Origin of the sequence: Uliginosibacterium silvisoli, assembly GCF_036017035.1 — a bacterium.
Classification (GTDB): Bacteria; Pseudomonadota; Gammaproteobacteria; order Burkholderiales; family Rhodocyclaceae; genus Viridibacterium; species Viridibacterium silvisoli.
In genome coordinates this window covers 511,721-530,513 of record NZ_JAYXHS010000001.1, presented here as the reverse complement: position 1 = coordinate 530,513, position 18,793 = coordinate 511,721, and the positions used below count along the sequence as shown (strand labels likewise).

13 protein-coding genes are annotated in these 18,793 nt (G+C 58.5%); 12 read left to right on the top strand and 1 reads right to left on the bottom strand.

Going from position 1 to position 18,793, the window contains the following annotated elements:
• Positions 1 to 166 precede the first annotated feature (166 nt).
• The 11 genes from VVD49_RS02485 (at position 167) to VVD49_RS02435 (ending at position 15,233) form a co-directional block, all read left to right on the top strand.
• Positions 167 to 1,246: a pilus assembly protein PilM gene (locus VVD49_RS02485; protein WP_327597543.1), complete on the top strand. Its 1,080-nt coding sequence runs from the start codon at positions 167 to 169 to the stop codon at positions 1,244 to 1,246.
• On the top strand, positions 1,243 to 1,836 hold the full coding sequence (locus tag VVD49_RS02480; RefSeq protein ID WP_327597542.1) for a PilN domain-containing protein: 594 nt from the start codon (positions 1,243 to 1,245) through the stop codon (positions 1,834 to 1,836). The genes VVD49_RS02485 and VVD49_RS02480 overlap by 4 nt, the downstream gene beginning before the upstream one ends.
• Positions 1,833 to 2,504 carry a type IV pilus inner membrane component PilO gene (locus VVD49_RS02475; RefSeq protein WP_327597541.1) on the top strand — a complete coding sequence of 224 codons (672 nt, stop codon included), beginning with the start codon at positions 1,833 to 1,835 and terminating at the stop codon, positions 2,502 to 2,504. Before VVD49_RS02480 ends, VVD49_RS02475 begins: the two co-directional genes overlap by 4 nt.
• Positions 2,505 to 2,512: 8 nt before the next feature.
• Positions 2,513 to 3,055, top strand: coding sequence for a pilus assembly protein PilP (locus VVD49_RS02470; RefSeq protein ID WP_327597540.1), 543 nt, complete (start codon positions 2,513 to 2,515; stop codon positions 3,053 to 3,055).
• Complete coding sequence (gene pilQ, locus VVD49_RS02465) at positions 3,052 to 5,190, top strand: type IV pilus secretin PilQ (protein WP_327597539.1); 2,139 nt, start codon at positions 3,052 to 3,054, stop codon at positions 5,188 to 5,190. The genes VVD49_RS02470 and pilQ overlap by 4 nt, the downstream gene beginning before the upstream one ends.
• A 116-nt stretch (positions 5,191 to 5,306) precedes the next feature.
• Positions 5,307 to 5,816 (top strand): shikimate kinase, encoded by a 510-nt coding sequence (locus VVD49_RS02460; protein WP_416384890.1) that lies wholly within the window; start codon positions 5,307 to 5,309, stop codon positions 5,814 to 5,816.
• Entirely contained in the window at positions 5,798 to 6,880 is a 1,083-nt protein-coding gene (gene aroB, locus VVD49_RS02455; RefSeq protein WP_327598933.1) for a 3-dehydroquinate synthase, read from the top strand. The genes VVD49_RS02460 and aroB overlap by 19 nt, the downstream gene beginning before the upstream one ends.
• A gap of 1 nt (position 6,881) precedes the next feature.
• Positions 6,882 to 8,003, top strand: a complete 1,122-nt coding sequence (locus tag VVD49_RS02450; RefSeq protein ID WP_327597537.1) for a deoxyguanosinetriphosphate triphosphohydrolase — start codon at positions 6,882 to 6,884, stop codon at positions 8,001 to 8,003.
• A 64-nt stretch (positions 8,004 to 8,067) separates the two neighbouring features.
• A complete protein-coding gene (locus VVD49_RS02445) occupies positions 8,068 to 8,757 on the top strand; it encodes a transposase (protein WP_327597536.1) in 690 nt (229 codons plus the stop codon).
• A 296-nt stretch (positions 8,758 to 9,053) separates the two neighbouring features.
• Positions 9,054 to 13,733, top strand: a complete 4,680-nt coding sequence (locus tag VVD49_RS02440; RefSeq protein WP_327597535.1) for a glutamate synthase-related protein — start codon at positions 9,054 to 9,056, stop codon at positions 13,731 to 13,733.
• A 15-nt stretch (positions 13,734 to 13,748) separates the two neighbouring features.
• Entirely contained in the window at positions 13,749 to 15,233 is a 1,485-nt protein-coding gene (locus tag VVD49_RS02435; protein ID WP_327597534.1) for a glutamate synthase subunit beta, read from the top strand.
• Between the two features lie 73 nt (positions 15,234 to 15,306).
• Here the strand turns inward: VVD49_RS02435 and VVD49_RS02430 are convergent, their stop codons facing one another.
• Positions 15,307 to 16,185: a hypothetical protein gene (locus VVD49_RS02430; RefSeq protein ID WP_327597533.1), complete on the bottom strand. Its 879-nt coding sequence runs from the start codon at positions 16,183 to 16,185 to the stop codon at positions 15,307 to 15,309.
• A 250-nt stretch (positions 16,186 to 16,435) separates the two neighbouring features.
• Here VVD49_RS02430 and VVD49_RS02425 point away from each other — a divergent pair, with 250 nt between their 5' ends.
• Positions 16,436 to 18,742, top strand: coding sequence for a hypothetical protein (locus VVD49_RS02425; protein ID WP_327597532.1), 2,307 nt, complete (start codon positions 16,436 to 16,438; stop codon positions 18,740 to 18,742).
• Positions 18,743 to 18,793: the final 51 nt, after the last annotated feature.

Below are 18,793 nucleotides of genomic sequence, written 5' to 3'. Positions count from 1 at the left end.
TTAGCTGGCCGATTATAGGCGGCAGACGCCCCTGATACTCATAAGCAGACCGTTCGGCGTCGGTTTGCTTTACATATCTGATAGCTTACTGCTAGGATTTAAAGTAGATTTGTGGTATTGCGTATAACCGCCTGATTTTAAACGATATTCCACAGGATGGCCTCGCGTGATTGATTTCGCTTCCTTGCTGGGAGGACGTTCCCGACCCTTGATTGGGCTGGATATTTCGTCTTCTGCAGTAAAAATGGTCGAGCTTACAGAAGCCTCGAACCAGTACCGCCTAGAGCGCTACGCCATCGAGCCCTTGCCGCGTGATGCAGTGAGCGACGGGAATATCGCCAGTCTGGATGTGGTGGCTGATGCCATCCGCAAAGCCTGGAAGCGACTCGGCACGAACACCAAGAATGTTGCGCTGGCCTTGCCGGCTGCCGCAGTCATTACCAAGAAGATCTCGCTGCCTGCCGGTTTGCGCGAGCTCGACATGGAAGTTCAGGTCGAATCCGAAGCCAACCAGTACATTCCTTTTGCGATCGAAGAGGTCAATCTGGACTTCCAGGTGCTTGGCCCGATGCCGGGTGGCGCTGATGAAGTTGAAGTCTTGATCGCAGCGTCGCGCAAAGAAAAGGTGGAAGATCGCGTTGCTGCCGCGGAGTCTGCTGGCCTCAAGGCGCTCGTGATGGATGCCGAGTCCTTTGCGGCACAGGCCGCCTTTGAATTGATCCGGCGCAAGCTCGACAAGGATGAGGGCGAGGGCAAGGTGGTTGCCATGGTCGATATCGGCGCGAACGTCATGAAAGTGGCGATCATGCGTGACGAAAATGTGCTGTATGCACGCGAACAGGCTTTCGGTGGTTACCAGCTTACGCAGGACATCATGCGCAATTACGGCATGAGCAGTGAAGAGGCCGAGGCGGCGAAGCGCTCCGGTAGCCTTCCAGAGAATTACGAGCACGAGCTGCTGCGGCCGTTCATGGACAGTCTGGGTCTGGAGGTGTCGCGTGCCCTGCAGTTCTTCTTTACATCCACGCAGTTCAATCAAGTAGACCAGATCGTACTTGCCGGTGGATGCGCGGTCGTTCCGGGGCTCGAGCAGATCGTTGCAGGCCGTACGCAGGTTGCTACCCAGGTTGCCAACCCCTTCGTCGGAATGTCGCTGGCACAGCGTATTCGCCCGAAGAATCTGGCGAGTGACGCGCCTGCACTGATGGTCGCCTGTGGCTTGGCCATGCGGAGGTTCGACGCATGATCCGCATCAATCTTCTGCCTCATCGCGAAGAGGCACGTAAACAACGCCGCACGCAGTTTTATACGTTACTGGGTTTGGTGGCCTTGTTGGGTGGTGTGGTCTGGTTTGTCGGCCATACCTTGATTGGCCAACGTATCGATGCGCAAGAGTCGTCCAATGATTTCGTCAAACGCGAAATCGCTGTGCTCGACAAGGAAATCGCTGAAATCAAGCGTTTGCAAGAGCAGACGCAATCACTTCTGTCACGCAAGCAGGTGATCGAATCCCTGCAAAGCAATCGCGCAGAAACGGTCCACATCTTCAATGAACTGGGCAAGCAGGTGCCTGAAGGTGTATTCATCCGCTCGGTCAAGCAAAGTGGTGTCCGCATCAACTTGCTGGGATATGCCCAATCCAATGCGCGCGTGTCGCAGCTCATGCGAAATCTCGATGCTTCTCCGATTTTCGAAAAACCGGAATTGGTAGAAATCAAGGCTGCGGATTTCAATCGGCGTCGTGTCGGGGACTTCAATCTGTTCGTGTCGATCGAGAGAGCGCCGATAGAAGATTCTGACCAGAACAAGTCCGCAGCCAAGGAGCCTGCCAAATGAACGCTCCCAAGGCATTTCAGTCCATGCGCGGCTTGAATTTCGAGCAGATCGTCAATGATTTCCGGCAGATCGACCCGAATGACCCGGGCGTCTGGCCGGTAGCCCCTCGTGTGGTGGTTCTGGCTGTTGTATTCATTGTGACCATCGGATGTGCTTGGTGGTTTGACTGGAGTACGCAGTTGGAAACACTTGATCAGCGCAAGGAAGAAGAGGTCAAACTGAAGGATGAATGGCTGGGCAAGAAGCGCCAGGCAGTCAACCTTGACGAGTACAAGCGACAACTGGCCGATATTGATCGACAGTTTGGCGCGCTGCTCAAGCAACTGCCTAATCGTTCGGAGATGGAGGCGCTGCTTGTTGATGTGAATCAGGCCGGGCGTGGGCGTGGGTTGCAGTTCGAGTTGTGGAAACCCGGCACCGAGTCGGTCAGGGAGTTTTACGCCGAGTTGCCCATCGCGTTGCGTGTGACGGGGACATATAGCGACTTGGGGAATTTTGCCGCGGACGTCGCCAAGCTGCCGCGCATTGTGACTTTGCGGGATATCGTGGTTGAGTCAGCCGGGGCTAATGGTCTGAAGATGGATGCAAGTGCCGTGACCTATCGTTACCTCGATGACGAAGAGGTCGCAAAGCAAAAACGCGAAAAATCTGCGGCGGTGAAGAAATGAGGACGGTGATGCTCAAGTGTCACTCAAGCTTTGGGGGCGGCCTTGCTGTCCTGACGCTGGCGCTACTCCTGTCCGCTTGTGGCGCTGACGAACATCAGGACATCAAGAACTGGATGCAGGCGGAGCAGGCGAATATGCGTGGTCGGGTGCCGCCGCTGCCGCAGCTGAAAACCTTTGCGGTTGTAGATTTTGATTCTGCAACAGTGGGAGATCCCTTCCTAGCATCAAAGCTGGATCCGGAAAAGCGTGGTGCAGGCGCTAACCGCCCAGACACGAATCGTCGTCGTGAGCCGCTTGAGGCATATCCGCTCGAGTCGCTCAAGCTGGTGGGGATGATGATTTCGAAAGACGGTAAGCCTGTTGCCCTGGTTCAGGCCGACAAGACTATCTACCAGATACGCACTGGTAACTATATCGGGCAGAACTTCGGGCTCGTGACCAAAATTTCTGAAACCGAATTAGCCCTTAAGGAATTGATCGAAGACGCCAATGGCGACTGGGTCGAACGGATGGGTACTATGCAACTGCAGGAGCAGGAGGCAAAGCGATGAAAACTTCTCAAAAAATCCAGGCGCTAGCTGTAGTTGCCATCCTTTCCCTGTTTGCAGGGGTGTCGAGTGCACAGCAGCCCGCATCTGCGGCTACTGTGTCTGGCAAGAACTCGATCGAAACGGTCAAGGCAAGCCAGGTCAGCGGCAATCTCGTGGTGCGGGTGACGCTCAAAGAGCCGCTTGGGGCGCAGGTCGGCAGCTTCAGTGTTTCCAATCCGTCGCGAGTGGCTATCGATTTTCCCGGCACATTGAACGGGACTGGCCGTACTGCTATTTCATTGAATGAAGGCGATCTGCGGAGCGCCAATCTGGTTCAGGTGGCGGATCGCACGCGGCTCGTGCTCAATCTGGCGCGTACCCTCAGCTATTCCACCAGCATTGAAGGCCGCGATCTCGTGATTACGCTGGCGGCAGCAACCGCGAAATCACCGGAAGCCACAACGACTGCGCGTTTTGCCGAGCAACAAGGAGGTCCGGATGCGCATAAGGTTCGGGATGTAAATTTCCGTCGCGGTAAGGACGGTGAAGGTCGAGTCGTGGTCGATCTGTCGGATGCCAATACCGGCATCGATATCCGCCAACAAGGTGGCAACCTTGTTGTTGAATTCCTCAAGACGGCTTTGCCCGACAATCTCCGCCGCAGTCTTGATGTGACTGATTTTGCTACGCCGGTAAATACGGTGGTCACGACGCAGAACGGCACCGCGGTACGTATGGTGATCAGTCCGAAAGGTCTGTGGGAGCACAATGCGTATCAGACGGACAGCCAGTTCGTAATTGAAGTCAAGGCTGTCAAAGAGGATCCGAACAAGCTGGTGCAAGGCAGCGGCCGGACGCCGAAGTATGCGGGCGAGAAGCTGTCGCTGAATTTCCAGAACATCGATGTGCGCTCTGTGCTGCAAGTGATTGCGGACTTCACGAACTTCAACATCATCACCAGCGATTCGGTGAGTGGTGCGCTGACGCTTCGTCTCAAGGATGTGCCTTGGGATCAGGCTCTGGAAATCATCCTCCAGGCCAAGGGGCTGGATATGCGCAAGAACGGCAATGTAATCTGGATTGCGCCGCGTGACGAACTGGCTGCCCGTGAGAAGCTGGAGCTCGATTCGAAGGCTCAGATTGCGGACCTGGAACCGCTGCGTACAGAGAACTTCCAGATCAATTACCACAAGGCTACAGCGATCTTCGACTTCTTGACCAAGAAGGAAAACACCATGCTGTCAAAGCGTGGCGTTGTGATCGTTGATGAGCGCAGCAATAAACTGTTCGTCACGGACGTAGCTGCGCGCCTCGAAGAATTGCGCCGCATTATCGGTGAGATCGACGTACCGGTGAAGCAGGTGTTGATCGAAGCTCAGATCGTCGAAGCTTCAGATAGCTTTGCCCGCAATCTGGGTGTGCGTCTCAGCTTCCTGGGCTTGCTGGGCAATACATATAACGGTCTGCCCAAAACTACTGTAGGTGCAGGTATCGGTTCTACGTCCTATCAAGCAGGTATCGTCGAAACCAAACCTAATTTCTTGACTGATGGTCAGGCTGTGAATTTACCCGCACCGGCAATTGCGGGGAAGGCTGCGGGTCAGATCTCATCGATTCTCTATAATGCTGCGGGAACGCGATACTTGGGCTTGGAGATTTCCGCGTTGGAGGCTGATGGCCGCGGCAAGATTGTTTCCCGACCCCGTGTCATGACATCTGACCAGATGGAAGCCTTGATTGAGCAGGGTGTTGAATTGCCTTACCAGTTGGCGACAAGTTCGGGTGCGACCGCGGTCTCTTTCCGCAAAGCCAATCTGTCGCTCAAGGTGAAACCACAAGTGACGCCTGACGGAAGAATCGCTCTGACCGTCGATGTGAACAAGGATTCGCCAAATACCTTGCTCTCCACCAGTTCAGGGATCGCAATCGATACCAAGCACGTGAGCACCCAAGTTCTGGTTGAAAACGGCGGCACGGTTGTGCTGGGCGGTATCTACCAACAGGATACGAAGAACATTACGAACAAGATCCCGTTGCTCGGAGACCTTCCGATCCTGGGCTATCTGTTCCGTGAAAATGAACGTTCTGACACCAAGACTGAGTTGCTGGTGTTCATCACGCCACGCATCCTGACCGAGCAGACAGCATTGCGCTAAGCGAGGTTGCCCTCGTAGAGCCGCTTCAGGCGTGAGCCTGCAGCGGCTTTATTTTTTGCCCGATCAGCGCGGACTGCTAGAATCGCGTCGTGAATATCCAGTCTGGCAACATCTACCTGGTAGGACTCATGGGTTCGGGCAAGACCACGATTGGTCGTGCCTTGGCGCGCCGCTTGGGCCGCCGCTTCATCGATTCTGACCATGAGATCGAGCATCGGACGGGCGTGCGCATCCCGGTAATCTTCGAGATGGAAGGCGAAGAGGGCTTTCGCAAGCGCGAAGCCTCCGTGATCGAAGAGCTGTCTCAGCATGCGGGCATCGTCCTGGCCACTGGTGGTGGGGCCATTCTGGACTCTGGTACTCGCAAGGTGCTGATGAGCACCGGCTGGGTGATCTATCTCGATGTGCCTACGCATGTCCTGCTGGATCGTACTCGGCACGATACCAATCGTCCTTTGCTGCAGGTGGCGGATCCACGAGCCAAGCTGGATGGTTTGCGGGAACAGCGGGATGCGCTGTATCGGGAAGTCGCGGACATCATCATTGATGGCGCACGCAACAATTCACAAGCGGCAGTTGGCCGCATCCTCAGAGAATGGGAAAAGCAGTGCGCACACTCGACGTAGCGCTGGGTAGCCGCGCGTATCCGATCCGTATTGGCCACGGTTTGCTATCGCAGGCAGAGTTGATCGTGCCGTATCTCAAGCGCCCGCGTGTGGCGATCGTCACGAACGACGTGGTTGGCCCAATCTATCTTGAAGCCTTGTCTGCGTCCTTGCGTGATGCGGGCGTGGCAGTCACTCCCATCGTCTTGCCGGATGGTGAGGCGAATAAAAACTGGGAGACGCTCAACCTGATTTTCACCGGGCTGCTTGAGGCCCGGTGTGAGCGTTCGGTGACGATGGTTGCCTTGGGGGGCGGCGTCATTGGAGACATGACCGGCTTTGCGGCGGCAGCTTACCAGCGTGGCGTGCCTTTCATTCAGGTGCCGACGACCTTGCTGTCGCAGGTCGATTCGTCGGTCGGTGGCAAGACGGCCATTAATCACCCGCTTGGCAAGAACATGATTGGCGCGTTCTACCAGCCCAAGCTGGTGCTCGCGGATGTTGGTACCTTGCGCACGCTGCCGATTCGCGAGTTACGCGCAGGTCTGGCAGAGGTCATCAAGCACGCTTTGATTCGCGATGCAGCGCGCGTGGATTGGCTGGAAGCGAACATGGACGGGCTTCTGGCCTGTGATGTGGATTTGCTGGCCGAGGCGGTTGAGTGGAATTGCCGCATCAAGGCAACGGTCGTGATTGCAGATGAGACCGAGCAAGGCGAGCGCGCGCATCTCAATCTGGGTCACACCTTCGGGCATGCCATCGAGACGGGCATGGGCTATGGCGCCTGGTTACACGGCGAAGCCGTTGCCGCCGGCACGATCATGGCGGCCGAGCTGTCCGCACGGCTTGGCATGCTCAGTGCGGCAGATGTTGAACGTGTGCGTCGCTTGTTTGCGCGAGCAGGCCTGCCAGTGGCCGGGCCTGCACTGGGTGTTGATCGCTATGTCGATTTGATGCGCCACGACAAGAAGGTCGAAGACGGACGCATGCGGCTGATCCTGCTGGAGCAGATCGGCCGTGCCGTGATTCGCGACGATGCGTCTCTTGCAGATATCAAGGCAGCTATTGCTGCATGCAGTGACTGAGATGAGTAACGGACTGCTCGCGCCCTACGCCGTGTCCGACGACAATAGTCATGGTCGTGCGGTGAACGAGCCGTCGCCTTCGTCCCGTAGTCAGTTCCAGCGCGATCGTGATCGCGTCATCCATTGCACGGCTTTCAGGCGCCTCGAGTACAAGACGCAGGTTTTCGTCAATCACGAAGGTGATCTGTTCCGTACGCGCCTCACGCACAGCATCGAGGTTGCGCAGATCGCGCGCTCGCTCGCGCGGGCGCTCCGGCTCAACGAAGATCTGGTCGAAGCGATTTCCCTATCGCACGATCTTGGCCACACGCCATTCGGCCATGCTGGCCAAGATGCCTTGAATGACTGCATGCGCGAGTACGGGGGCTTTGAGCACAACCTGCAGTCCTTGCGTATCGTCGATCTCCTCGAAGAGCGCTACGCAGAGTTTGACGGCCTCAATCTGACCTTCGAAACGCGTGAGGGCATCCTCAAGCACTGCTCGCTGAAGAATGCGGCGCTCCTCGGCGATGTCGGTCAGCGCTTTCTGGACAAGACGCAGCCTTCGCTCGAGGCACAGCTGTGCAATCTGGCCGACGCGGTGGCCTACAACAATCACGACGTGGATGATGGCTTGCGCGCAGGCTTGATTACGCTCGAGCAGCTCGAACAGGTGGAGCCGTTCGCGCGTCACAGCATGGCACTCAAGGCGCAATATCCGGGGCTTGCCGGGCGACGTCTGATTCATGAGACCGTACGGCGCATGATCAACGACTTCGCGCTGGATCTCATCAGTCAGACGACGCAGAACATTGCCGCTGCGGGCATAGAGACCATCGCTGATGTGCGTGCGGCGGCCCCGCTTGTAGCCTTCTCCGGCGCCATGCGTGAGGAGCTGTTGCAGCTACAGCGCTTCCTGCGAGAGAACCTCTACTGGCACTTCCAGGTCCTGCGTGAAATGAGCAAGGCCAAGCGCGTCATTACAGAGCTGTTCGAGGCCTTCATGGGTGATGTGCGCTTGCTGCCGCCGAAGTTCCAGCAGCGAGCCCGCGAAGACAAGGCGCGCGCCATTGCCGACTACATTGCCGGCATGACGGATCGCTATGCAATGAAAGAGCATCAGCGCTTGTTTGCCATCGGCTAGATCCGCCACCTGTGTTCGTTCCGTGTGGCACAGACCCTGGCCTGATCCGGGCTAACATCCCGCCATGAGTCGCCTCTCCCGCCTTCATGTTCCTGGTTTGCCGCAGCTGCTGCTCCAGCGCGGCAACAATGGCATCGGCATTTTCTCGGACGAAGCCGACTATGCTTGCTATCGCGATTTCCTGCGGAATGCAGCGCGCGAAGTAGGGCTGCCCGTGCATGCCTATGTGCTGATGCCCAATCATGTCCATTTGCTGGTTGCCGCAGGTGAGGAGGGGGCGGCGGGCAGCTTGATGCAGCGCCTGGGGCGACGCTATGTGCGCTACTTCAATGATCGCCATGGGCGTACCGGCACCCTGTGGGAAGGGCGTTATCGTTCGACCGTGATCGAGCCGAAGCAATATGTGCTGGCTTGCTATCGTTACATCGAACTCAATCCTGTGCGCAGCGGTCTGGTCACTGCGGCGGAGCATTACCCCTGGTCGAGCTGTCGCCATCACTTCGGTCTGACATCCGAGCCTCTTGTGACCGACCACGAGCGCTATTGGGCGCTCGGCAATACACCTTTCGAGCGACAGGCGACCTATCGCGCCATGCTTGAGGCGGGCGAACCGAACGATGAGCTGACTGCCATCCGCTATGCAGCCCACCGTGGCTGGATGCTGGGCGAGTCGGATCTGGTCAGCGAAGCCAGCGCCAACCGTCGCACGGCTCCCCTTCCCAAGGGGCGTCCCCGGCGCAGCGTTATTTCCTGAGTCTTTCCCGCGAGTGCGGATCAGAGGCTCTCCTCGAGTACATCGTGGCGTGCCGCCGTAGTGGTGGATCGGGTACGGTCGTCCTTTCTCCCTCAGCAAGCGCAATTTGCGCACCGTTAGAGCGCAAAATAATCTGTCCCTATTTAAAAACCGCACTGTCTTTGTGCTTTGTATATTTACACTCTGACCCCTATTAATAATCCTTGGAATGCATAGCGTCAGGTCTTATATTTCAAGCCTGTGTCAGTTGGTGCCCTTAGCGGCCCCGGCTGTTGAATCCGGCAAGGAGTAGCGAAATGACGATGGAAGCTCAGGGTCTTTACGATCCAGCCAATGAACATGATGCCTGTGGCGTAGGCTTTGTTGCCCATATCAAGGGCAAGAAGAGCCACGAGATCGTACAGGGCGGCCTGAAGATTCTGGAAAACATTGACCACCGTGGTGCGGTTGGTGCCGACCCGTTGATGGGCGACGGCGCCGGTATCCTGATCCAGATTCCGGACAGCTTCTACCGCGAAGAGATGGCCAAGCAGGGCGTGAAGCTGCCGCCGGCTGGCGAGTACGGTGTCGGCATGATCTTCCTGCCGAAGGAACAGGCATCGCGTCTGGCTTGCGAGCAGGAGCTCGAACGCGCTGTGCGTGCCGAGAAACAGGTCGTTCTGGGCTGGCGCGACGTGCCGGTCGACGCCGAGATGCCCATGTCGCCGCGCGTGCGTGCCAAGGAGCCCGCGATCCGCCAGATCTTCATCGGTCGCGGTCCGGACGTCATGGTCACCGAAGCCCTTGAGCGCAAGCTGTACGTCATCCGCAAGCTGGCCAGCCACGCCATCCAGCGTCTCGCGCTGAAGCACGGCGCCGAGTACTTCGTGCCGTCGATGTCGGCACGTACCGTCGTCTACAAAGGCCTGCTGCTGGCCACGCAGGTCGGCGTCTACTACAAGGACCTCGCCGACCCGCGCTGCGTGTCCGCGCTGGCGCTGGTTCACCAACGTTTCTCGACCAACACCTTCCCGGAATGGCCGCTTGCTCACCCGTATCGCATGATCGCCCACAACGGCGAAATCAACACGGTGAAGGGCAACTTCAACTGGCTGCGCGCACGTGAAGGCGTGATGAAGTCCGCCGTCCTCGGCGATGATCTGAAAAAGCTCTACCCGCTGGTATATGAAGGCCAATCGGACACGGCGACTTTCGACAACTGTGTCGAGTTGCTGACCATGGCGGGCTACCCGCTGGCCCAGGCAGCGATGATGATGATCCCCGAGGCCTGGGAGCAGCACTCGCTGATGGACGAGAACCGTCGCGCGTTCTACGAATACCACGCTGCCATGATGGAGCCGTGGGATGGTCCCGCAGCCATCGCATTCACCGACGGCCGCCAGATCGGCGCCACGCTGGACCGCAACGGTCTGCGTCCTGCGCGTTACCTCGTCACCGAAGATGACCTGGTTGTCATGGCCTCCGAATCCGGCGTGCTGCCGATTCCGGAAAGCAAGATCGTCAAGAAGTGGCGCCTGCAGCCGGGCAAGATGTTCCTCATCGACATGGAAGCCGGCCGGATCATCGACGACAAGGAACTCAAGGACGCTCTGGCCAACGCCAAGCCTTACCGTGAGTGGATCTCGCGCATCCAGGTCAAGCTCGACGAAGTCGACGGCCCGGAGCCGAAGATCGAAGAACGCGCTTCGTTGCTCGACCGCCAGCAGGCGTTCGGCTACACGCAGGAAGACACCAAGTTCCTGATGGCGCCGATGGCTCTGAACGGTGAAGAAGCGATTGGCTCGATGGGCAATGACTCGCCGCTGGCCGTCATGTCCAACAAGCTCAAGCCGCTCTACAACTACTTCAAGCAATTGTTCGCACAGGTCACGAACCCGCCGATCGATCCGATCCGCGAACAGATCGTCATGTCGCTCGTCTCCTTTATCGGACCGAAGCCGAACCTGCTCGACCTGAACAACATCAATCCGCCGATGCGCCTCGAAGTCTCGCAGCCCGTGCTCGACTTCAAGGACATGGCCAAGCTGCGCGACATCGGTACCTACACCGACAACAAGTTCAAGTCCTTCGAACTGAACATCTGCTACCCCGTTGCATGGGGCAAGGAAGGTGTTGAGGCGCGTATCGCCTCGCTGTGCGCGGAAGCTGAAGACGCAGTGAAGTCGGGCTACACCATCCTGATCATTTCTGATCGAAAGATGGATGCAGAGAACGTTGCCATCCCGGCACTGCTCGCCACGTCCGCCATCCACCAGCACCTGGTGAAGAAGGGCATGCGCACCAGCACCGGTCTCGTCGTCGAAACCGGATCGGCGCGCGAAGTGCACCACTTCGCGCTGCTCGCTGGCTACGGCGCCGAAGCGGTCCACCCCTACCTCGCCATGGAAACCATGCGCGACATGGCCAAGGGCATGCCTGCCGACATCGGTCCGGACAAGGTCGTCAAGAACTACGTCAAGGCCATCGGCAAGGGCTTGCAGAAGGTCATGTCGAAGATGGGTATCTCGACCTACATGTCCTATTGCGGCGCGCAGATTTTCGAAGCCATCGGCCTCAACAAGGAGCTGGTCGACAAGTACTTCCGCGGCACGCCGTCGAATGTCGAAGGCATCGGCATCTTCGAAGTGGCAGAAGAAGCCATCCGTCTGCACAACGAAGCTTTCGGCCTGTCGCCAGTGCTGTCCAACGCGCTCGATGCTGGCGGCGAATATGCCTTCCGCATTCGTGGTGAAGAGCACATGTGGACGCCTGACTCGATCGCCAAGCTGCAACACTCGACGCGCTCCGGCAGCTTCCAGTCGTATAAGGAATACGCTCAGCTCATCAACGACCAGAGCAAGCGCCACATGACCTTGCGCGGCCTGTTCGAGTTCAAGCTCGATCCGAGCAAGGCCATCTCCATCGACGAAGTCGAATCCGCCAAGGAAATCGTCAAGCGTTTCGCTACCGGCGCCATGTCGCTCGGCTCGATCAGCACGGAAGCGCACGCTACGCTGGCTATCGCCATGAACCGCATCGGCGGCAAGTCGAACACCGGTGAAGGCGGTGAGGATCCGAAGCGTTACATCAACGAGATGAAGGGTGTCTTCATCAAGAAGGGTGAGTCGCTGGCCAGCGTGCTGGGCAAGGACGTCATCGAGCGTGACGTCCCACTGGAAGAGGGTGATTCGCTGCGTTCGCGCATCAAGCAGGTCGCGTCCGGTCGCTTCGGCGTCACGGCCGAGTACCTGTCGTCCGCCGACCAGATCCAGATCAAGATGGCGCAGGGCGCAAAGCCTGGCGAAGGTGGTCAGCTGCCGGGTGGCAAGGTTTCCGAATACATCGGCAAGCTGCGCTTCTCCGTGCCGGGCGTGGGCCTTATCTCGCCACCTCCGCATCACGACATCTACTCCATCGAGGATCTGGCGCAGCTCATCCACGATCTGAAGAACGTCAATCCGAAGGCTGACATCTCGGTCAAGCTGGTGTCCGAAGTCGGCGTTGGCACGGTTGCCGCAGGCGTTGCCAAGTGCAAGGCCGATCACGTCGTGATCGCCGGTCACGATGGCGGTACTGGCGCATCGCCGCTGTCGTCGATCAAGCATGCGGGTTCGCCGTGGGAGCTGGGTCTGGCTGAAACGCAACAGACGCTGGTGCTCAACGGCCTGCGTGACCGCATCATCGTCCAGGCTGACGGTCAGATGAAGACCGGCCGCGACGTCATCATCGGCGCCATGCTGGGCGCCGAAGAGTTCGGCTTCGCGACTGCACCGCTGGTGGTCGAAGGCTGCATCATGATGCGTAAATGCCATCTGAATACCTGCCCGGTCGGCGTTGCCACGCAAGATCCAGAGCTGCGCAAGAAATTCAGCGGCAAGCCTGAGCACGTCGTTAATTTCTTCTTCTTCATCGCTGAAGAAGTGCGCGAGCTGATGGCGCAACTGGGTATCCGCAAGTTCACCGACCTGATCGGCCGCACGGACCTGCTCGACAAGAAGAAGGCCATCGAGCACTGGAAAGCCAAGGGTCTGGACTTCAGCAAGATCTTCCATCAGCCGGATGTGCCTGCCGATGCCGCGCGCTTTGCCGTCATCAAGCAAGACCACCTGCTGGAGAAGGCGCTCGATCTCAAGCTCATCGAGAAGGCCAAGCCGGCGCTGGACAAGGCTGAGCGCGTGTCCTTCATCTCGCCCATCATCAACGTCAACCGCTCGGTCGGCGCGATGCTCTCCGGCGAAGTGGCGAAGAAGTACGGTCATGCCGGCCTGCCGGACGACACCATCCACATCCAGCTCAACGGTACGGCGGGTCAGAGCTTCGCAGCTTTCCTCGCTCACGGCGTGACGCTCGACCTGGTTGGCGAAGGCAACGACTACGTTGGTAAGGGGATGGCTGGTGGCCGCGTCATCGTGCGCTGCCCGAACGACTTCCGCGGCTTCGGTCCGGAGCACATCATCGTTGGCAACACCGTGCTGTTCGGCGCCACCGGTGGTGAAGCGCACTTCAACGGCGTTGCTGGCGAACGCTTCGCAGTGCGCAATTCCGGTGCTGCGGCTGTCGTCGAAGGCACGGGCGACCATGGTTGTGAATACATGACGGGTGGCACGGTTGTTGTCCTCGGCGATACGGGGCGCAACTTTGCGGCCGGTATGTCTGGCGGCGTCGCGTACATCTACGACCCGCAAGGCATGTTCGAAGGCCGTTGCAATCTGGCGATGGTTGATCTGGAGCGCGTGCTGCCGACGGCTGAACAGACCGACAAGATGGAAAAGGCTATCTGGCACAGCCAGAAGCGCGGTAGCGCTCAAGAAGCCGACGAAGTCATCCTGCGCCGCATGATCGAAAGCCACTTCCGCTACACCGGCAGCTTCCGTGCGAAGACCCTGCTGGAGAACTGGCCAGAGTCGCGCGCTGCCTTCGTCAAGGTCATGCCGAAGGAATATCGTCGCGCACTCAAGGAAATCAACGCGGCTGCAACGCAGCCGGTTTCAGCTTGATCGGGGAAAACTGAAATGGGAAAAATTACAGGCTTCATGGAGTTTGAGCGTCAGGACGAAGGCTACGAAGCCGTCGAGACGCGCAAGAAGCATTACAAGGAATTCGTCATCGCATTGACGGACGATCAGGCGAAGGTTCAGGGCGCGCGTTGCATGGACTGCGGCATTCCGTTCTGCAATAACGGTTGCCCGGTGAACAACATCATCCCGGACTTCAATGACCTCGTTTACACGCAGAACTGGCGCGAGGCGATCGACGTCCTGCACTCGACCAACAACTTCCCCGAGTTTACCGGCCGCATCTGTCCGGCGCCTTGCGAAGCGGCATGCACATTGGGTATTCACGAACTGCCCGTCGGCATCAAGTCGATCGAGCACGCCATCATCGACAAGGCCTGGGCTAGCGGCTGGGTTGTGCCACAGCCTGCTACGGCGAAGACCGGCAAGAAGATCGCCGTCATCGGCTCCGGCCCTGCCGGCATGGCCGCTGCACAGCAACTCGCACGCGTCGGCCACGATGTGACCGTGTTCGAGAAGCGCGACCGCATCGGCGGCCTGCTGCGTTACGGCATCCCCGACTTCAAGATGGAAAAGTCGCACATCGACAAACGCGTCGAGCAGATGAAGGCTGAAGGCGTGACCTTCAAGACCAGCGTCTATGTGGGCGACAAGGATCTGCCCGGCGGCATCGGCAACGACGCCAAGGAAAAGATCACGCCGAAGCAACTCCTCAAGGACTTCGACGCGGTGATCCTCTCCGCCGGTTCCGAAGTGCCACGCGATCTGCCGATCCCCGGTCGCGAACTCGAAGGCGTGCACTTCGCCATGGAATTCCTGCCCCAGCAGAACAAGGTCAACGCCGGGGACAAGCTCAAGGATCAGATCAAGGTCACGGGAAAAAATGTCGTCGTCATCGGCGGTGGTGACACCGGTTCTGACTGCGTTGGCACCTCGAACCGCCAAGGTGCCAAGAGCGTGCTGCAGTTCGAACTGATGCCGCAACCTCCCGAGCAGGAGAACAAGATGATGGTGTGGCCTTACTGGCCGCTTAAGCTGCGCACCTCTTCTTCGCACGAAGAAGGCTGCGACCGTGCTTGGGCCATCACCACCAAGGAATTCCGCGGAGAGAAGGGCAAGCTCAAGGCCGTCGTTACCGCTGAAGTCGAGTGGAAGAAGGACGAGAAGACCGGCCAGATGAAGATGAGCGAAGTCGCGGGTTCCGAAAAGGAAATCCCGGCCGAAGCTGTCTTCCTCGCCATGGGCTTCACCAACCCGGTTGCTGGCCTGCTCGAAGGCTTCGGCGTCGACAAGGACGCACGCGGCAACGCCAAGGCCACCACGGACGGCGTCGGTTGCTACGCGACCAATGTGCCGAAGGTGTTTGCTGCAGGCGATACGCGCCGTGGCCAGTCGCTGGTGGTGTGGGCGATCCGCGAAGGCCGTCAGGCTGCGCGCGAGGTCGATGCATTCCTGATGGGTGACAGCGTTCTGCCGCGTTGATTCGTTCTCGAGGTTGTAGAAAACAAAGGGCACCAACGGTGCCCTTTGTCTTTTTCAGGTCAGATCAACCTTGTCACCTTTCTGCGGGAGGGTGATCTGCTCGTCGAGCTTCCGTCTGAGCAGAAGGATTTTTGGCCTCGCTTGACGTCTTGCACGCCACCTCGGTCAGGTCGTCGATGCGTTGAAACAGAAGATCTTTCTCCTTCATGTGCATTTTCCTGGCAATCGCTTCTTCCGGTGGACGCTTATAGGGCTGGGCAAGGCGGGCACCAATGCCAGTCAAGCCATCCTGGTCCGGTATCCACCCCCGCCGTCCGCAACTAGTCCACTCGAATCTGGCCGAGATATGCGTGGTCTCACCTTCTTGGGACGAATCGCGCTTGATCGAGCCCGGTTTCATTTTCATTGAGCCCGGAGCCACTCTTTCGAGCAAGATCAACTTGTCGTAGAGATCTGCGCTCACACCCGCGCGTTCGAAGATTTCCCGAAGATCGCGGCGGAAGGCCGCCAGTTGTTTTCGCATGGCTACGGCATATTCATTTGTAGCCGCATCACTTCCAAAAAATTGCTCTGCCTGTTCACGCGTCAGATTGCTGAAAGCAATGTCCTGCGGAGAGGCGTGGAAGGCGAGAAAAGCGTCGTCAGGCAGCACGCGCTCCTTCGCTGCAAGGAACAGGAATGCGCACGCCGACGCACAGTAATCCTTTACCTGGACCGTTATCCCGCGCTCCTGCACGATGTGCGCAACATCGATGAACTCTTCCGCTACGCCGCCTGGCGAGGTGATGATCAGGCGGCGCGTATCGGGGCCGAGTTTCTGGCGCAGCTTCTGCGCATCTCCCGGGGTAAAGCCCCCATACCAGTGGATGTCCGTGCCGCGTTTGCTGATCAACGTGCCGCATCCGCTGAGCATCAGAGGCAGCAAAATGAAAATGGCAAAAAGGGTTTTCATTCTTGTGGGTTCGAAATGTTGAGCGGAGCAAGTCGCCCCATCAGAACTGTATCCTGCGACAGTTCAACTTACTCGCCAAGTGGGGAGGCGGCCCCCTGCGTGGCGATGAGGGATCGAGCGCATCTTTGGCCGCGCGCTCGCGATGATGTTGCACATTGGCAGCGCATACGAGGGTGCCACGCCTTTAACTCATGAACAATTTCAACCCAAACCGTCCAGAATAGTCCTTCCTCCCAGCTGGAGCTTCGGCATGCGCCGCATCTTTGTTGCCTTGTTCTGCGTTCTTTCGACGTTTGCCAACGCAGCCTCCTGGCAGGTCGACGAAGCGACACGTGTGCGGCTCATCCAATCACTCGATGGCCGCTACGCGCGTCTGTTCGATCACGGCGAACTGCGCAAAGGACAGACCTCCATCGACACCGCAGCCTTCGCGCTCGACGCGGTTGCGGTGAATTACGACGCGCAGAAAATCACGCAGGCTTTGAACGCACTCGTTGCGATGCAGGACGCCGATGCGACGAGCCGCAGCTACGGCAATATGCACTGGTACCAAGGCGACCAGAAGCTTGTTGACCGCAATGGCGTCGAGTTCGTCATGCGTCGCCTCGCGCTCATCCCTTTACTTTTTCCGGACCGTCTCAACACCGTGCAAAGCGATGCCTTGAACAAGGTGATGACGCTCGCGAAAACTGGCATCACGAAACACGATGTGCGCATCAGCTATACAAATATCTTCCTCATGAAGACTTGGAACCTGATCGCCATGGGCGAGGCGCTGAAGGACGACGCACTCGCCACGCAGGGCCGCAGCATGTTGCGTGACTGGCTGACCTACACCGCGCGCACCGGCATCAACGAATTCCTCAGTCCGGCCTATTTCGAAGTCGACCTCGACAACCTATCGCTCATCGCCAACCTGTCTAACGATGCCGCCACGCGCCAGATGGCGAACGATGGTCTGGCCTTCTTCTGGCACGACATCGCGCTGCACTGGTATTCGCCCGGTATGCGGCTCGGTGGTGCGCACAGCCGCGACTATGACCGTCTGTTCAACGTTGCTGCCCTCAACACCAAGATGGCCGAGACAGGATGGTTCGGCAACGGGCCGATACGCCGCACGACGCAGGGTGGTCCCTACGAGTTTTACGCCTGGGCGCAGCCGCTTGACGCCGCACGCCAATGGCTCAGTGAAACTTTCCCGCGCTTCATCTCTGAACGCTGGGGCGAAGAGCCGGAGAAGCGCTTTGCGCACTACATGGGTCGCAATTTCGGCATCAGCTCCGCCGAGAGTGGTTACACCGCAGGCCACGACAACGCACCGCTGGTGATCAATATGGGCGGCGGCGCAGACGTGCCCATCATCGACTTCTTCGTGGACGGCCGCCGCGATCACTACGGCACCAACAAGACGCTCGAGACTGGCTCCGGCCACATGAAGGCCCTGCATCTCAAGCCCTTCCTGAGTAGCGTGCAGAACGACGGGGAAGTGCTGTTTGTCGCCTCCATCCAGAATGACATCGTCAACAACGCTGTACTCGAATCCATCATCACCCTGCCAGCCGATGCCGAAATGTGGCTCGACGACAAACCGCTGAAACTCTTCAGCGCCTCCAGCAAGTGGAACTACGACATCGCACCGAATGGCGACAGCACGCAGATTAGGATTGTGGAAAATGAGAGCGAAAAGAGCGGGCGCCCCGAAGTGTTGCTGAGCGACAAGGACGACAAGCTTGGTGTAGGCCTCTCGCGTCAGTTCGATGTCACACCCGGCAAGGACTATCGCATCGCCGCCTCCATGCAGGGCGGTGACGTCTTCCTCTACCTCAACTTCTACGACGCCGAGCGACATCTCATCGGCGGCGAGCATGCGCAGAAGGTCAGCGCGGGTGCGATCGACTTCGCCGAGCGCACCTACAGCTACACCGCGCCGCCCGGGGCCGTCTCGTGCAAGGCCTGGCTGTATTCCACCACTGGCAACAAGACCAGCTTGCGCATCAACGATCTGCGCTTCGAAGAGATGAGCAAGAGTGGGCTGGTGGCAAAACTGCTCGGCGGCTTTGACTTCCGAGAGTACAAGGCCGAGCAAGTCAGCGTGCCCATCGGCGCCACGCTCACGCTGCGCCGCGAAGATGTCGCTGTCGCGTTACGTCTCATCAATGCCTGGAATGTGCAAGGCCGCAACGTGCCTTTCACGCTCTACAACGACGGCCTGCAATACCACGCGATGCGACTCACCGCGCAGCATGCGGAAGGTGGCATGGCAGGTCGCGGCTCGATTGCGGTATGGGCGTATGCGGAGGAAGGCATTGGCAGCGACGCGGCCTTCGAGGCGTTCCGTCGCAAGGCTGCGGCGGTAAGTGCCAACTCGAAACTCGACGGTGATCAGATGGACGTCAGCGTGCGTGGCATTACGGGTTCATCACGCATCGTTGCGGATGTGGTGACGGGGCGACGTATCCTGCGCGAAGGCATGAAAGCCGTGCCAGCAGATGCGGTGATGTGGGTGAACGGGCGGGACGTGGGGCGCGAGATCTTGCGTGATCATGTGAGGCCATGAAAATGGTCCGCACTGTGTGCGGACTTGTCATTCATTGGCCTGCCCACGTTT

Bases quoted from the DNA above. Each gene is read 5' to 3' on its own strand.
- VVD49_RS02480 (WP_327597542.1), top strand. From the start codon at position 1,243: ATGATCCGCATCAATCTTCTGCCTCATCGCGAAGAGGCACGTAAACAA.
- VVD49_RS02475 (WP_327597541.1), top strand. From the start codon at position 1,833: ATGAACGCTCCCAAGGCATTTCAGTCCATGCGCGGCTTGAATTTCGAG.
- VVD49_RS02470 (WP_327597540.1), top strand. From the start codon at position 2,513: ATGCTCAAGTGTCACTCAAGCTTTGGGGGCGGCCTTGCTGTCCTGACG.
- pilQ (WP_327597539.1), top strand. From the start codon at position 3,052: ATGAAAACTTCTCAAAAAATCCAGGCGCTAGCTGTAGTTGCCATCCTT.
- VVD49_RS02450 (WP_327597537.1), top strand. From the start codon at position 6,882: ATGAGTAACGGACTGCTCGCGCCCTACGCCGTGTCCGACGACAATAGT.
- VVD49_RS02445 (WP_327597536.1), top strand. From the start codon at position 8,068: ATGAGTCGCCTCTCCCGCCTTCATGTTCCTGGTTTGCCGCAGCTGCTG.
- VVD49_RS02440 (WP_327597535.1), top strand. From the start codon at position 9,054: ATGACGATGGAAGCTCAGGGTCTTTACGATCCAGCCAATGAACATGAT.
- VVD49_RS02435 (WP_327597534.1), top strand. From the start codon at position 13,749: ATGGGAAAAATTACAGGCTTCATGGAGTTTGAGCGTCAGGACGAAGGC.
- VVD49_RS02430 (WP_327597533.1), bottom strand. From the start codon at position 16,185: ATGAAAACCCTTTTTGCCATTTTCATTTTGCTGCCTCTGATGCTCAGC.
- VVD49_RS02425 (WP_327597532.1), top strand. From the start codon at position 16,436: ATGCGCCGCATCTTTGTTGCCTTGTTCTGCGTTCTTTCGACGTTTGCC.